18 protein-coding genes and 1 other annotated feature are annotated in these 15,315 nt (G+C 38.7%); of the genes, 15 read left to right on the top strand and 3 right to left on the bottom strand.

Going from position 1 to position 15,315, the window contains the following annotated elements; translation table 11 throughout:
- Nucleotides 1-115: 115 nt before the first annotated feature.
- Nucleotides 116-1,459, bottom strand: a complete 1,344-nt coding sequence (locus R8495_RS07340; RefSeq protein WP_317634826.1) for an FAD-dependent oxidoreductase — start codon at nt 1,457-1,459, stop codon at nt 116-118.
- A gap of 106 nt (nt 1,460-1,565) precedes the next feature.
- On the opposite strand from R8495_RS07340, the gene R8495_RS07335 reads away from it, so the two are divergent.
- The 8 genes from R8495_RS07335 (at nt 1,566) to R8495_RS07300 (ending at nt 8,416) form a co-directional block, all read left to right on the top strand.
- Entirely contained in the window at nt 1,566-2,174 is a 609-nt protein-coding gene (locus R8495_RS07335) for a class I SAM-dependent methyltransferase (protein ID WP_317634825.1), read from the top strand.
- A gap of 7 nt (nt 2,175-2,181) precedes the next feature.
- Entirely contained in the window at nt 2,182-2,640 is a 459-nt protein-coding gene (gene tadA / locus R8495_RS07330; RefSeq protein ID WP_317634824.1) for a tRNA adenosine(34) deaminase TadA, read from the top strand.
- Nucleotides 2,621-3,262 (top strand): YigZ family protein, encoded by a 642-nt coding sequence (locus R8495_RS07325; RefSeq protein ID WP_317634823.1) that lies wholly within the window; start codon nt 2,621-2,623, stop codon nt 3,260-3,262. Before tadA ends, R8495_RS07325 begins: the two co-directional genes overlap by 20 nt.
- 102 nt (nt 3,263-3,364) lie before the next feature.
- A complete protein-coding gene (rplK, locus tag R8495_RS07320) occupies nt 3,365-3,790 on the top strand; it encodes a 50S ribosomal protein L11 (RefSeq protein WP_317634822.1) in 426 nt (141 codons plus the stop codon).
- 54 nt (nt 3,791-3,844) lie between these two features.
- On the top strand, nt 3,845-4,534 hold the full coding sequence (gene rplA / locus R8495_RS07315) for a 50S ribosomal protein L1 (RefSeq protein ID WP_317634821.1): 690 nt from the start codon (nt 3,845-3,847) through the stop codon (nt 4,532-4,534).
- A 33-nt stretch (nt 4,535-4,567) separates the two neighbouring features.
- Nucleotides 4,568-4,682, top strand: a sequence feature (ribosomal protein L10 leader region).
- A gap of 28 nt (nt 4,683-4,710) precedes the next feature.
- Nucleotides 4,711-5,247 (top strand): 50S ribosomal protein L10, encoded by a 537-nt coding sequence (gene rplJ, locus R8495_RS07310; protein WP_317634820.1) that lies wholly within the window; start codon nt 4,711-4,713, stop codon nt 5,245-5,247.
- A 27-nt stretch (nt 5,248-5,274) separates the two neighbouring features.
- A complete protein-coding gene (gene rplL, locus R8495_RS07305) occupies nt 5,275-5,643 on the top strand; it encodes a 50S ribosomal protein L7/L12 (RefSeq protein WP_317634819.1) in 369 nt (122 codons plus the stop codon).
- A gap of 163 nt (nt 5,644-5,806) precedes the next feature.
- Nucleotides 5,807-8,416 (top strand): DUF5057 domain-containing protein, encoded by a 2,610-nt coding sequence (locus R8495_RS07300; protein WP_317634818.1) that lies wholly within the window; start codon nt 5,807-5,809, stop codon nt 8,414-8,416.
- 72 nt (nt 8,417-8,488) lie between these two features.
- On the opposite strand, the gene R8495_RS07295 is transcribed toward R8495_RS07300, so the two are convergent.
- Nucleotides 8,489-9,160, bottom strand: a complete 672-nt coding sequence (locus R8495_RS07295; RefSeq protein WP_317634817.1) for a 2,3-bisphosphoglycerate-dependent phosphoglycerate mutase — start codon at nt 9,158-9,160, stop codon at nt 8,489-8,491.
- A gap of 13 nt (nt 9,161-9,173) precedes the next feature.
- Entirely contained in the window at nt 9,174-9,725 is a 552-nt protein-coding gene (locus R8495_RS07290; protein ID WP_317634816.1) for a 5-formyltetrahydrofolate cyclo-ligase, read from the bottom strand.
- 85 nt (nt 9,726-9,810) lie between these two features.
- On the opposite strand from R8495_RS07290, the gene rsmG reads away from it, so the two are divergent.
- Genes rsmG through R8495_RS07255 form a run of 7 tightly spaced genes read left to right on the top strand, consistent with a single transcriptional unit; the run spans nt 9,811 to nt 15,084 of the window.
- On the top strand, nt 9,811-10,545 hold the full coding sequence (gene rsmG / locus R8495_RS07285; protein WP_317634815.1) for a 16S rRNA (guanine(527)-N(7))-methyltransferase RsmG: 735 nt from the start codon (nt 9,811-9,813) through the stop codon (nt 10,543-10,545).
- Nucleotides 10,535-11,434 carry a ParB/RepB/Spo0J family partition protein gene (locus R8495_RS07280; protein WP_317634814.1) on the top strand — a complete coding sequence of 300 codons (900 nt, stop codon included), beginning with the start codon at nt 10,535-10,537 and terminating at the stop codon, nt 11,432-11,434. Before rsmG ends, R8495_RS07280 begins: the two co-directional genes overlap by 11 nt.
- Before the next feature lie 7 nt (nt 11,435-11,441).
- The gene (locus R8495_RS07275; RefSeq protein WP_317636612.1) at nt 11,442-12,215 is read left to right on the top strand and encodes a ParA family protein; all 774 of its coding nucleotides are present in this window, start codon (nt 11,442-11,444) and stop codon (nt 12,213-12,215) included.
- Complete coding sequence (locus tag R8495_RS07270; protein ID WP_317634813.1) at nt 12,205-13,080, top strand: ParB/RepB/Spo0J family partition protein; 876 nt, start codon at nt 12,205-12,207, stop codon at nt 13,078-13,080. Before R8495_RS07275 ends, R8495_RS07270 begins: the two co-directional genes overlap by 11 nt.
- Nucleotides 13,080-13,313: a DUF951 domain-containing protein gene (locus R8495_RS07265; protein WP_317634812.1), complete on the top strand. Its 234-nt coding sequence runs from the start codon at nt 13,080-13,082 to the stop codon at nt 13,311-13,313. Before R8495_RS07270 ends, R8495_RS07265 begins: the two co-directional genes overlap by 1 nt.
- Nucleotides 13,310-14,410 (top strand): redox-regulated ATPase YchF, encoded by a 1,101-nt coding sequence (gene ychF / locus R8495_RS07260; protein ID WP_317634811.1) that lies wholly within the window; start codon nt 13,310-13,312, stop codon nt 14,408-14,410. Before R8495_RS07265 ends, ychF begins: the two co-directional genes overlap by 4 nt.
- Complete coding sequence (locus R8495_RS07255) at nt 14,410-15,084, top strand: DUF1129 family protein (protein ID WP_317634810.1); 675 nt, start codon at nt 14,410-14,412, stop codon at nt 15,082-15,084. The genes ychF and R8495_RS07255 overlap by 1 nt, the downstream gene beginning before the upstream one ends.
- The last annotated feature ends 231 nt before the right edge of the window (nt 15,085-15,315 follow it).

Genomic DNA, 15,315 nt, shown 5'->3' with positions numbered 1-15,315 from the left:
AATCGCAAGTTTCTCTATCTTTGTGTTAGATGGATCGTTATTCAACGATAATAATTCTTAGAATTCAATTTTTTGCTTTTCTTAGCCATACTCGTTCATGTAGTTGATAGCCTAGCTATTTGCTACTCGATTTTGCACAAGCCGCGCTTGCAACTGCTCCAATATAGTTGATTGGCTGATCAAAGTTTGGCTGGAAGAAAAAGTCAACCATTGCCAAATCATCAATTGTCATTTTACTTTGAATCGCAAGGGAAATGACGTTGGCTGCTTGAGAAATATCGTGTTTTGCCATAAATGACCCTCCTAGAACTTGGCGGTTAGTAGGATCCCATACCAAGGTACAAAGAACCTTGGTTGTCGTCGGCATAAAGTCAGGTCGATAATCTGGCTCAATTGAAACTTCTTCAATTTCGACTCCTCGTTTTTTGGCGCCCATTGCATTTAACCCACTAGCAGCTAAAGCATATCCGTAAAGTTCAACCGCGGACGTTGCTTGTGTTCCGAGGTATTTAACGGTGGGTTTTTCAATGTTATTTCCGACGAGAATTCCCTGGCGAACGGCATTAGTTGCTAAAGGAATGTAGTCGGCCTTGCCAGTTGGATTATAAAATACAGAACTAGCATCACCAGCGGCAAAGACGTCTTTTTTGCTGGTTTCCATGTACTCGTTAGTAATGATGGCGCCATTTGGCAGCATGTCGAGCTTATCAGTAAATAGGTCAGTCCTTGGCAAGAAGCCAATCGCAAGGACAGCAATATCTGCAGTGTAGGAGCCTTTGTCAGTTTCGACGGTTACTTGATCGTTTTCTTCATTAAAACTTTTCACCATTTCGCCAAGAGCTAATTTAACGCCGTGATTACGGTATTCATCTTCAATTCGGTCAGTAACTTTTTGGTCAAAGTTATTAGCCAAAACCCGATCTAAACCGTCAATCAAAGTAACTTCTTTGTTGATTAAAGACAGCTGTTCAGCGATTTCAGCTCCAATGTAACCAGCACCGATTACAACTGCACTGGAAATTTTTTCGGAAGCTTCTTTAATTCGGTTAGCGTCGTTCCAATTCTTACATTGGTAAACTTTGTCGCCATGAATTCCTGGCAAGTTTGGAACTACGGGTTTTGAACCAGTTGTAATGACGATTTTATCAAAAGCTTCGGTTTTGGTTTCGCCCGTTTTTAAATTTGTAGCGGTAACAGTTTTTTGATCAAGATCAACATCAGTTACGTCGTGCTCCATCTTCATTGTAGCTCCGAGTTTGGTTAGAGCTTCTGGGCTTGAATAGAACATCTTTTTCGGATCAGAGACATTGTTGCCGACCCAAAGAGCGATGCCGCATGACAGAAATGATAGATTGTCGTTTCTTTCATAAACTGTCACTTGTGCGTCGGGGTGTTGCGTCAAAATTTCTTGGGCGGAAAATGTTCCCGCGTGAGTACATCCAATTACTGCTACTTTCATAAATATGTTTCCTCCATCGTATAATTAACATCTTAATTTTACTACAAAATTCAAAAAACAAAACGCTTTCAGAAGTTTAGGATGAAATTTTTGGTAAAATGTAGTTATGAAAAACGAACAATATTTTGATGAAACTCCCACTTCTAAAGATGATGAGACAACGTTTAAGTGTGAGTTAGCAGGGATAAACTATCAATTTTATTCAAATAATGGAGTTTTCTCCAAAAAATACGTAGATTTTGGAACTAGGACTTTGATCGATACAGTTGATAAATTAAATCTAGCACCAAATTCGGTTTTAGATTTAGGAACTGGATATGGACCGATTGCGCTTTTTGCAGCAACTAATTATCCACAAGCAGAGGTTACTGCAAGCGAGGTCAATGAACGGGCAATCGGGCTTGCGAAGAAAAATTTTTCTACCAACGGTCAAGATCGAATTAACTTGGTCAAGTCAGATTTATTTACGGAAATTACTGACAATTTTGATTTAATTTTAACCAATCCGCCGATTCGAGCAGGTAAATCAGTAATTAATCAACTGATTGAGGATAGTTTTAAGCATCTTCAGCCGAGTGGTCAGTTAATTTTGGTCGTTCAGCGCAAACAAGGTGAGCCAACAATTAAGGAGAAAATGGCGGAAGTTTTTGGTAACTGCGAAATTTTAAAACGTAATAAAGGTTACTATATTTTAAGGTCACAGCATGCAGGATGAATTTTGGATGCGAAAAGCTTTGGAGCAAGCAGAGATTGCTCGCAGTCAAGCTGAAGTGCCCATCGGTGCCGTCGTTGTCTTAAATGGCAAAGTGATCGGGCGCGGTTATAACCAAAGAGAGATTAATGAAAATGCACTTCACCACGCTGAAATGATTGCAATCAGCAATGCTTGCAAGAAAATTGGATATTGGCGTTTGATTGACTGTGAACTTTTTGTCACAATTGAGCCATGTCCGATGTGTGCGGGGGCTTTAATTAATAGCCGGATTAAGCGGGTAGTTTTTGGCGCTCTTGACCCAAAAGCGGGAGCGGTAGTAAGTTTAGAGCGAATTTTAGATAATCCGAAATTCAATCATCATGTCACTTATGAGGGCAACGTCTTAGAAACAGAGTGTCAAGAGATCATGAAAAAGTTCTTTCGGGAGATTCGTTTGAGACAGAAGAATGCAAAAAATTCCTTATAAAAGTTTAGCGACCAAACGAGCAAGTGGTGAGTTTACTATTAAGAAGTCCCGCTTTATTGGCGACCTCTTTTTTGTTAGTAATGAATCGGAAGTAGGGGACGCTTTAAAGATAGTTCAGATTGAAAATCGGGAAGCAACTCATGTTGCGTACGCTTATATTCTTAATGAAGAAATTGAAAAGATGAAGTCCTCTGATAACGGTGAACCGCAAGGCACCGCTGGAGCCCCAATTCTAAATGCTTTACAGAAAAACGAACTGACTAATATTTTGGCGACGGTTACGCGCTATTTTGGCGGAATCAAGTTGGGAGCAGGCGGCTTAATTAGAGCTTATGGCAAAGGTGTAACAGAGGCACTTTCTAACGCTGAACTTGCAGTTTACGATTATTTCGTAGTCGCTGAAATTAAAGTTGAATATAGTGATCATGACGCACTTAAGTATTTTTTGAATCAAGCTGAGATTGTTACCCTAGATGAGGAGTACTCAGAGGTAGTTACCGTTAAAATTCAACTGAAAAAAACTGAAACTGCAGGATTTTCGGAGCAACTAACTAATCGATTCAGTGGGAAATATCAGCTGAAAATTTTGAATGAAGAAATTTTGCCGCTTAAATTAACTTGAAGTATCTAAGAGGTGTGTTATCATTTAAACTGTATGTTTTCATACAGTGGGAGATCAAATCTTCTGATCATTAAACCACACACGGATAAGGAGGTAATTACCGTGGCAAAAAAAGTTGCAAACGTAGTTAAATTGCAAATACCAGCAGGTAAAGCTACACCTGCTCCTCCAGTTGGACCTGCTTTGGGTCAAGCCGGAGTTAATATTGTTGGATTTACAAAAGATTTTAACGCTCGGACGGCTGATCAGGCTGGAATGATCATTCCAGTTGTGATTACAGTTTATGAAGATCGTTCTTTTGATTTCATCACTAAGACACCACCTGCTGCTATTCTTTTAAAGAAGGCAGCTAAGATTGAAAAGGGCTCTGGTGAACCAAATACCAACAAAGTGGCAACAGTTAAACGTGACCAAGTTAAACAAATTGCCGAAACCAAAATGCAAGACTTAAACGCAGCTGATATTGAAGCAGCTATGCGCATGGTCGAAGGTACTGCCCGTTCAATGGGAATTACGGTTGAAGACTAAAAGGCAGGCAAGTGGAAGAGTTAATACTCGTTTAACCACAGCAAGGAGGATATAATGGCAAAAAGAGGAAAGAATTACAAAAAGGCTTTAGAAAGCATTGAAAAAGGTAAAACTTACACTGCTGAAGAAGCAATTAAATTAGTAAAAGAAACATCTTACACAAAATTTGATTCATCAGTTCAGGTTGCATACAATCTTTCAGTAGATCCAAAGCAAGCTGATCAAAATATCAGAGGTGCACTAGTATTACCAAATGGTACTGGTAAAACTAAGAAAGTAATTGTTTTTGCAACAGGAGATCAAGCTCGTGAAGCAGAAGCAGCTGGTGCTGATGAAGTCGGTGATGATGATTTACTTCAAAAAGTTAAAGACGGCTACATGGATTTTGATGTTGTTGTTGCAACACCGCAAATGATGGCTAAAGTTGGTCAGTTAGGTAAGATTTTAGGACCTCGCGGTTTGATGCCTAACCCTAAGACTGGCACAGTTACAGCTGATGTTAAAAAAGCTGTCGAAAATGTTAAAGCTGGTCAGGTTAACTATCGTGTTGATCGTCAAGGAATTATTTCTGTACCAATTGGTAAAGTTTCATTCGATGCTGATAAGTTAAGTGAAAACTTTAAAGCACTTAATGAAGCAATTTTAAGAGCAAAACCTTCTTCTGCTAAAGGAATTTACATGAAGAGTGTTTCAGTTCATTCAACAATGGGCCCTGGCATTAAGGTTGATGCTTCAACAATTTAAAACTTGTTAATTCAAAAAAATAAGTTACAATAAATGAGAGTGATTTTTCTGCCGAAGACTCAGGTGGCGTTAGCCTTAATACCCTGCCGAGGAAGTTCGATTTATTAAAATAAGTGGAGCTTCGGCTTCACTTTTTTTGCAGATAATTACCAAAATAAAAAAAGGAGGAAATACATTTGGCGAGTGAAGCGATTTTAGAGAAAAAGGGAAAAGCTATTTCCCAAGTCGTTGAACAGTTTAAAGCTGCAAAGGCAGTTATTGTCGTTGATTATCGTGGCTTAACGGTTGAACAAGATACTCAGCTTCGTACGGAACTAAGAAAAGCTGACGTTCACTATGAAGTAATCAAGAATACTTACTTGAAAAGAGCCGCTGATGAGACTGGTTATGAAGGTATCGATGATCTTTTCAAGGGTCCAACGGCTGTAGCCTTCTCAAATGAAGATATTATCGCACCAGCAAAAGTTTTAGCTAATTTTGCAAAAACTGCTGAAGCCTTAGAAATTAAGGGCGGTTATATCGATGGTAAAGTTTCTTCCATTGAAGAAATTAACCAACTAGCAACGATGCCAAGCAGAGAGGGACTTCTTTCGATGTTACTTTCTGTATTACAGGCACCAGTTCGCAATGTTGCATATGCTGTTAAAGCTGTTTCTGAACAAAAAGCAGCTAACGGTGAAGATGCAGGAGCAGAGACTCCTAGCGCAGAATAAATAAAAATTAACGGAGGAATTATAATAATGGCTTTAGATGTAGCAGGAATTATTGAACAACTCAAGGGTGCATCAATCCTTGAATTAAATGATTTAGTTAAGAGTATTGAAGAAGAATTTGGCGTAACTGCCGCAGCTCCTGTAGCTGCAGCTGGTGGTGCTGGCGGCGGCGACGGTGCTGCTAAGGACTCATTTGATGTTGAGTTAACAGAAGCAGGCCAAGAAAAAGTTAAAGTTATCAAGGCTGTTCGCGAAATCACAGGCCAAGGCTTGAAAGAATCTAAAGGTCTTGTTGATGGTGCTCCTTCAATCGTTAAAGAAGGCGCAACTGAAGAAGAAGCTAACAAGATTAAGGAACAATTAGAAGAAGTTGGCGCAACTGTAACTCTTAAATAATTGTTTTAAAATTAATCCCTCTGAAAAACGATTTAATCGTTAATTTCAGGGGGATTTTTGATTATCTGTGTATAATTTTTTTCGATTTTCAAATATAATCTGAATGATAATCTGATATACTGAAAGAAACAAAAGTTGCTTAATTTCATAGGATAAGGTGATCATGAAACGATTAAAAAGAATTGGATATTTGTTAGTAGGTTTACTTAGTGTTTGGACTTTTGGATTTGCTTTAAATAATAAAACAAGCAGCCGCGGAGCTGAATTTCCGGATAATGTTGTAGGTGTAAACGATTTCAGGGGGGGGCATTTAGCTGACTCCTTTGGAAATAGCTTGCTTCGTCCTCGTGAATCCTCCACTGTTGTAAATAATGGAGTTTTCCGTCTTAGCGCAGAGAGTAACTTTTCGGGTAATAATGGTTATGTTTCCTTATCTTGGGATGCAGTATCTGATGTTGACGATGGATACATTGTTGAGCGAACGACTGATGGCTATACTTGGGTGGTCCCGCCTACAAATTATGGTAAACACATAAAAATATTAAATGTTTACCCGCCAAATGGTAATTTTCTTAAAACTTGGTTTAATCAAATAGATCCGAATACTGGACAGCCAGTATCAATGGGGCTAATTGATGTCACTCCCGTTTCTTTGGCAGAATTTAACAAAAATCCTGATGGATATATGAAAGATGGCACAGGTAAATATGCTTTTGATGGGATTTATTTTGGTTCTGCCGATAGTAATGGTGGCGGGCAGCCGGTAATTACTGATTTGACCGCTGACTCTCAGTTAAAAGTTGAGGCTTTTGGCAGGAGTGGAAGATCATTAATTTTTGGTCATGATACCTTAGTTTGTGAACCCAATCCAGCACACCCTTATTTTAATAAATTTGCAAATAAAATAGGCTTACAACTTCGAAATGAAGTTTTAGCTAATGGTGGATCTACAACAGACATTGCAATTGCTGACCATGCTATGGGAACAAATAGAGTATCATTTTCAACCGTTGGTTTGTTGAATCAATACCCTTATGAATTAGACCCAACTAAAATTTATAAAATAAGCCCAGCTCACAGCGTTATGCAATATTTTGATTACACAAGCGGTGCTACTCGCTGGATGCAGTTTTCTCCTGGAACGGTGACTTTCCCTAACTCTGGAACTACTCATTATGCCTATGACCAGAATGGAAACATCATTGGTGACGATAATTGGTATTTAGTAAGCAAAAATAATTACGCGATGATCCAAACAGGTCATACGACAGGTGCATGTACGCCTGATGAAGCTAAAATTATTGCTAATATGACTTATCATACAAGTACCTTAAATACAACGACTAAAGGGGTTGACCGGACGGTAAAAGATGATGCTGCCCCTGATATACCTGAAATAGGTTTTGTATCACAAGATAGCGATCGACTTAATTTAAATATTAATACAAGTGACAATGGAGTTGAGTATCTTTATCGAGTGAAAGCTAAAACTCTTCTTACAACTAAAATTTCCGATTTGGTTAAGGTGTTATTAAAAAGTGGTTTAAAAGGTTATGTTTACCAGATAGATGATGATCCTTTGGGTATGCCATCGATAAATAAAAATTCTGTAACGGGTGAGGTCACTAACATTAATCTTAATCCTAATTCATCGAGTGATGATCAAGCGTCATTAAATATTGATCGCGCTGATGGTGCAGGAAAATATCTTCATATTGTAGCAGTCGATAATGCCAATAACGTGTCGGATGTAAAGACTATAAGTTTGAGTGATTATTTGTGGTGGTCAATTGATCCAACTACTAAAGCTCTCACAATATTTCCTCATGAACTAAATGGAGCAGTAGATAACACTAACTTAATGTGGCCGTGGCACAATCGGGCAAGTGAAATCACTAAAGTTGTAATGAAGCCAGGCGTTACAGCAACGGGATCTTTAAAGAATCTGTTTGCTGATTTAAGTTCAGCGACTTCTATTGATGGGTTGACAGCTATCGATACCAGCAATGTGACTGATTATAGTTCGATCTTTCAGAATTGTAATAACCTTAAAACGCTTGATCTGACTAACTTCAAAGTAAAGAATGGTGCCAGCACTGATCAAATGTTGAGTGGAACTAATAGATTGTGGAAGCTAACGCTTGGAGCCGAAACAAAGCTCTCAGCCACGACAGGTCTACCAAATCCTAATATTCAGGATCAAATTAGTGATGGGGGCGAGACGTATTATTGTACTGATCCTCAGTGGCGGGAAGTCGGTACAGGAAGCGATCATGACGCTAAAGGGGCAGTAAGAATTGCTGCTCAGATCATCAGCGATTCACAAACGAGTACGACAGTGAGAACTTACGTTTGGGATCAGACAGGACGGTGTACGATGACGGTTCCAAGTTCAATTGAGTTTGGTAGACACGAGCTGAAATCTTCAGAATTTATCGCTACAAGTGCAAATCAAAATGTTGAGGTTACTGATACGAGAAATATCCGTAAGCACAAGAAGTGGCACTTGGAAGCGGAGGCAACAAGATTCAAGAATAATAGCGGGCTAGTAATTGCCTCAGATCCTTTGATCTATACAGACACTGCGGGTGATCATCCTCTAAGTGCAACTCCAACCGTGCTGGGCGAACAACAAGTTCCTGGGCTATTGTTTCAAGACAATTGGAGCTTGCCATGGAATTTGAAGATCAAGCTAAATCCGCGCCTTGTTCCAGCAAGCGGGAAATATCAGTCGAAGATAACTTTTACTTTGACGGACGTGGCGGGACTATGATGATTGGTTATACGTAAATAAAAACGCTGATGAGAGACAAAATATTTCATCAGCGTTTATTTTTTCAATTTTTTAAAGTGAGAACTTCTTCGTGACATTCAAAGCATGATCAAACTCGTAAACAATCGGAGATCCGTTGGCAACTTTAACTCCATCTAGTTCAGAGCCGCTAATTTGATCAAAATTTTTGATTAAAACGCGAATTGTCGAACCGTGAGCAACTAACAGCAAATCTTGATTAGTTCTTAATTTTGGGGCAATTATGTCTTCATAGTAGACTAATACGCGTGTTAAGGAAGTAGCAAGGCTCTCGCCAAGCGGCAAACTATCTTTTGGAACGTTTTGGTATCTTCGATCAAAGTCAGGATTGGTTAAAAGTGGAGGTGTCGCAGCAAAATTACGCCGCCATAAAGCAACTTGATTTGCGCCATAAATTTCCCGTGCACGATCTTTATTAATTCCTTTCAGTGCGCCATAGTGACGTTCATTTAAGCGCCAGCTTTTATAAAGCGGCAAATAACTTTGGTCAATCGTATCGGCAATTATATTGGCGGTTTGAATTGCCCGCGCGAGAACAGATGTATGGATTTCACTAAATTGAATCTGACTATTTTTGATCTTCTGTCCGGCAGAAATTGCCTGCGCAATTCCTTTTTCGGTTAGCAGAACATCGTTCCAGCCGGTAAAAATATTGTCGCGATTTGAGGTGCTTTCTCCGTGGCGGATAAGAATTAGTTTAGACATTAGGTACCTTTCCTTAGTAAATAGCGTTCGGGGTAATTAATTGTTTTACGGGTCGATCAAATGAGTCAATTTCCCAAGTCGGATCAGAAACAAATTGTTCTTTGAAAGAAAGAGCTGTGGAGAAATTATCATATTTCGCTAAAAAACGGTCGTAATAACCTCCGCCAAAGCCGATTCGATATTTTGTGCGGGAGAAGATTAATCCAGGAACAACAATTAAATCTAAATCATTAGGCGAAATTGTAGGGGAATCTGGGGTTGGCTCATCGATTCCCCGATTAGTTTGCATGGTAGCTTCCGAAACAAATTTTCGAAAAATTAATTGGTGCTGAGGGGCAACAACGGGTAGATAAACGTGCTTGTGCGTTTTAATTTCATTTATAAATTCATGAGTCGGCAATTCAAGTTCAGTACTCCAAAACATTGCGATGTTTTTAGCTTGCTGAAAATTTTTCGTGTTTTTGAAATTAGCAAAAATTTGAGTTGCCTGAGTAATTCGCTCGTCTGCAGGGAGATTTTGTAATTTAGAGATTTGAATTTGGCGAATTTCTTTTTTATTTATCATCGTTCTCCTTTAATCTAGTTATTGACCAGTTTGATTTCTTTCGCTAAAGTAGTTGTAAAACAATAGTTTCACAAAGAGGGAAAAATTGGATCCAGATGAACTAGAAACAATTCTTAAACAGATGCCAGGACTTGATGTACAAGCTGCAATGCAGCAATTTTCTTTTTACTATCAAGAGTTGATTGAGACAAATCAAAAATATAATTTAACGCGGATAACTGATCAAAAAGAAGCTTATTTGAAGCATTTTTATGACTCTATTATCCCAGCTTTACAGTGGGGGTCAACCGTATTTCGGCCTGAAATGAAAATTTGTGACGTCGGAACGGGGGCAGGTTTTCCTGGGATCCCTTTAAAAATAATTTATCCAGATGTAAAATTAAGTTTACTGGATTCTTCCCAGAAAAAATTGCAATTTTTAAAAAATTTATCCGCCCAAATGCATTTGACTGATGTCGATTTCGTTTGGCAGCGGGCAGAAGAATTTGGTCAGGCCCGTGGACGTGCTGAATTTGATTTGGTAGTTTCACGAGCGGTGGCTAATTTGCGGATGTTAAGCGAGTATTGTTTGCCATTGGTCAAAACTAACGGGTATTTCTTAGCTTACAAAGGGAAAAACGGGCATCAAGAATTGTCTGAGGCGCAGGATCTCATAAGTTTACTGGGCGGTCAGGTTCAAGAAGAATTGGATCTCGATCTTTTAGATAATGATGATTTTCGGACTTTATTTTTGATTAAAAAAATAAAGCCAACTCCCAAGAAATATCCGCGCTCTAACAGTCAAATTAAAGCTGATATGAAAGGAACTCATGCCAAATAATTTTTTTAATTTTTTCAAGCCTGAAGAAGAAAATAATCGTGAAGATGAAGGCCGTTTAATGAAGATTAATGTTGAAGACATTACTGCTAATCGGCATCAGCCACGTAAAATTTTCCAAGAAGATAAGATTAAAGAATTGGCGCAAAGCATTGAGAAAAATGGTTTGCTCCAACCAATTGTCGTGCGTGAGTACGAGCCTGAAAAATACGAAATAATTGCTGGTGAACGTAGATTTAGGGCAGTTCAATCGCTTAAATGGCCTGCGATTGAGGCAATTGTACGAGAATTTGATAATACTGCTTCTGCCATTCAAGCTCTAAATGAAAATTTGCAACGGGAAAATCTTTCAGTTATTGAAGAAGCTCAGGCCTATCAAGAATTGTTAAAAATGACTAAGGGTACGCAGGAATCGTTAGCGCGCCAGCTGGGAAAAAGTCAGAGTTCTATTGCAAATAAGCTGCGTTTATTAAAACTTGATCAAGAGGTTCAACAATCAATTGCTGAAGGTAAAATTTCAGAGCGTCACGGGCGCGAACTCTTACGTTTGAGTGAGACAGATCAAAAATCTGTATTAAAAGAAGTAATTGAAAACAATTTCAATGTAAAACAAACGAAAGATTTGATTGATCAAAGGTTAAATAAGGTTGAAAAACCAACTAAAAAAGCTAAAAATAAGCCGCGAGCTAATATTTTAAATAAAATGGATAGCTTACTTTTGGCAACTCAGACGGTCAAACAGTCACTCGATGTTATTGAAAAAAACGGCATAATAGTGAGCCAGAAAGTTAAGCAAGTTAGTAAAGATCAGGTTGAGATGGTAATTGAACTCAAGAAAAATAATGGAGATCCGCTAAATTTGGATGCCAAGAAGAATAATGGTGGTAACTAGGGAGATCATGGGGAAGATAATAGCGATAGCAAATCAAAAAGGCGGGGTTGGAAAAACGACAACTACTGCGAATCTAGGAGCTTCACTGGGCCAATTAGGTAAAAATGTTTTGCTGGTTGATTTTGATCCGCAGGGTAATTTGACAACTGGTTTTTTGGGCTCGGCCAAGACGATCATCCAAAAGGATGTAACTGATGCTTTAACTAAGCAAGTTCCAGTTAAAAATACCATTATCAAAACAAAATTTGAAAATGTTTCAATTTTACCTGCAGCCAGCAATCGTTTGGCAACCATTGAAACTGAATATGCTAATGTTGAGGGTCGTGAACTACTTTTAAAAGACATTCTTGATCAAGTAAAAGATACTTACGATTTTATCTTCATTGATTGTCCTCCTTCGCTTGGAATGCTTTCAATTCAAGCATTTACTTCGTCAGATACAGTTTTGATCACTTTGCAAAGTGAATTTTATGCTCTGGAAGGACTTAGCCAGTTACTTAATACTATTGATCAGGTCCGTCGCCGCTCGAATCCTCAGTTAGGAATTGAGGGTGTTTTGATTACGATGTATGATGCACGGACATTGCTCGGTGCTCAAGTAATTGGCGATGTTCGTAATTATTTTTATAATAAAGTATACGATACGATTATTCCTCGCAATATTGGTTTAGCGGAGGCGCCAAGTCATCAAATGCCAATTTATTATTATGATAGTCGTTCAAAGGGGGCAATCGCCTATATTGAGTTAGCCAAGGAGGTACTTCAAGCAAATGGCAACTAAAAAAAATCGAGGGCTCGGCACGGGTTTGGATGCCTTTTTTTCAAATGATCCCCTGCAGGACTTAAATCAAAGTTCGGAAGGTATTAAAGAAATTGAGTTAAAAGAAATTCGTCCCAATCCTTATCAACCGCGGCAGATCTTTGATCAAGACAAATTAAAAGAATTAGCAGATTCAATTGCTCAAAGTGGAGTTTTCCAGCCAGTTATCGTAAAAAAAGGTGTCAACGGATATGAATTAATTGCTGGGGAGCGGAGATTTCGCGCTTCAAAACTGGCAGGCAAAACCTTAATTCCAGCAATTGTGCGCGATTATACCGACGAACAGGTCTTAGAAATTACGGTTTTGGAGAATTTACAGCGTGAGGATTTATCGCCGATTGAAGAGGGTCAAGCATTTGTGACGTTAATCAAGAAGCTTAATTTAACGCAAGATGAAGTGGCCAAAAAGGTTGGTAAAAGTCGACCGTATATTACTAATTATATTAGACTTTTACAGTTGCCAGACTCGGTTAAGGGCTTGGTAGAAACTCGAAAACTTTCAAACGCTCAAGCGCGCGCATTGCTGAAACTACAAGATCCTGAGGCAATTGAACGATTAGCAAAAAAAGTCGTTAATGAAGGATTGACTGTTCGGCAGATTGAGAAATATATTGATGAAAATCAAGGTGTGAATAAGGCAGCGAAAAAGACTGCAGTTGAGCCAACTCCTTTTGTCAGAAGTACGCGCAGTTCACTTGAAGATTTGTTAGATACGAAGGTCAAAATTCAGCAGTCGATGCGCGGAAAAGGGAAAATTGAAATTGATTTTGCCTCTGAGGATGACTTAGCGCGGATTATCGGTTTGTTAAACGTTGAGGCTGATTAATGGAGATTTGGCTTAATGATCAGGTAGTGATGAAAAAACCACATGCTTGTGGAAAAAATCACTGGCAAATAGTGAGAGTAGGTGCGGATATTGGAATCATTTGCCTTGCCTGTCAGCACAAAATTGTGCTGCCGCGAGCTGATTTTTTAAAAAAATGCAAAAAAATTGAACATACCCCTGAAAGTACTGATGGTTCAGGGCGAGTAATAATTGATAGGTTAGGAGATAAATGAGTTTAACAGCAGGAATCGTTGGGTTACCCAACGTTGGAAAGTCCACATTGTTTAATGCAATTACAAATGCCGGAGCGGAAATGGCAAACTATCCGTTTGCAACGATTGAGCCGAATGTCGGAGTTGTTGAAGTTCCGGACAAACGGCTAGATCGACTTCAAGAAATTATCCCTGCCAAAAAGATTATTCCGACTACTTTTGAGTTTACCGACATTGCTGGGATTGTAAAAGGTGCCAGTAAAGGTGAAGGATTAGGAAATAAGTTTTTGGCAAATATCAGGGAAGTTGACGCGATTGTTCACATTGTTCGAGCATTTGATGATCCTAATATTACTTCAGTGACGGGAACAGTTGATCCGAAAGATGATATTGAAACAATCAATTTAGAATTAGAAATTGCTGATTTAGATAGCGTTACTAAGCGATTAGGACGAGTAGAAAAAGTGGCTCGAGCTCATGATAAAGAGGCAATGGCTGAACTACCGCTCTTACAAAGAATTAAAAAGGCTTTAGAGGAGGGCAAGCCCGCTCGGTCATTAGAATTTAATAAAGATGAAGCGAAAATTGTGAAAGGGTTCTTCCTCTTAACCACTAAGCCGGTAATCTATGTTGCAAATATTAGTGATGAAAGTATTGCTGATCCGATGCAGTCACCATATTTTAAAGTGGTTAAAGAAATTGCCGATAGTGAGAACTCACCTGCCTTAGCCATTTCAGTGAGAACTGAAGAGGAAATTTCAGAACTTGATCCAAGTGATCGCTCAGATTTCTTAGCGGACCTTGGGGCAAAAGAGTCAGGACTTGATCAATTGATTCAAGCAACTTATCGTTTGTTGGGGCTTGGGACATTTTTCACTGCTGGCGGTAAAGAAAACCGTGCATGGACCTATAAAGTTGGAACCAAGGCACCACAAGCTGCTGGAATAATTCATAGTGATTTTGAGCGTGGTTTTATTAGAGCAGAAACTGTATCTTTTAGTGACTTAGATCAGTATGGCAGTATGGAAGCAGTAAAAGAAGCAGGTCGATTAAGAATTGAAGGCAAGGATTACGTTGTTCAAGACGGAGATATTTTTGAATTTAGGTTTAATGTCTAATGAGTGATAAAAAAGAGAAAGTTATCGAGCAAGAAGCTCCAAAACATTCGCAAGATGAATTGACAAAGAAAAACAGTGATTACGTTTTTCAATTACGCAAAGTTTTGGTCAATGAAGAAAATTACAGCGAACAAGAAGCTGACGAATATGTCGAAAGCATTTTAGGCGAAATTATCGAAGCTCAGCGCAAAGGGATGCCAGCTAATCGTCTTTATGGAACACCTCGGAAAAAAGCAAGTGATCATATTAAAGGCGAAAAATCGAAGCCAGCAAGTAAATTTAGCATTCTTTGGCTAGATAACTCAGTGATTTTTGCCTTCCTGCTTAGCGCAATGACTTGTTTAGTGCTGTTGACGTCCAAAACCAAGTCGGCCTCTAGTGCGAGCGGAATTGTGACTGTTATTTTAATGTCAGCGGAGTTTGGCTGTCCGTGGGCATATTTCACGCGCTGGATGTCTCAGCCGAAAGAAGAGCGAGCTTCCTGGCTTAAATTAATTGGTGTAATTATCCTCGGATTCTTAGGATTGCTTGTTGTGACGGGAATTGCAGCAATTATTCCGCCTGCGTTCAATCCAACATTTGACGCCTTTATTTACTTAGTTCTGGCAGCCTTACTGTTCGGAGCGCACTATTATTTGAAACGCAAGTACCATATTGTTGGAACAATTTTCTAGTTTACAAATAGACCTGAGATATTGAGGTCTATTTTCTACGATTAGTCAAGTGATTTTGAAATTTTATTTTAAATATTTTTATTTTGATTAATCAGCAAGGGACAAATTGTTCCTTGTTTTTTTATAAAGGATCCTGATTTCTGAACTTTTAAATTCAAACTCAAAAATATTTTAAGTGATCTCAAGTAGAAACTTTGCTTCATAAAGTTCAATTTCAACTATCGCTAATCA

This window comes from Xylocopilactobacillus apicola, from assembly GCF_033095985.1.
Classification (GTDB): Bacteria; Bacillota; Bacilli; order Lactobacillales; family Lactobacillaceae; genus Xylocopilactobacillus; species Xylocopilactobacillus apicola.
This window is presented reverse-complemented; position numbering and strand designations above follow the sequence as displayed.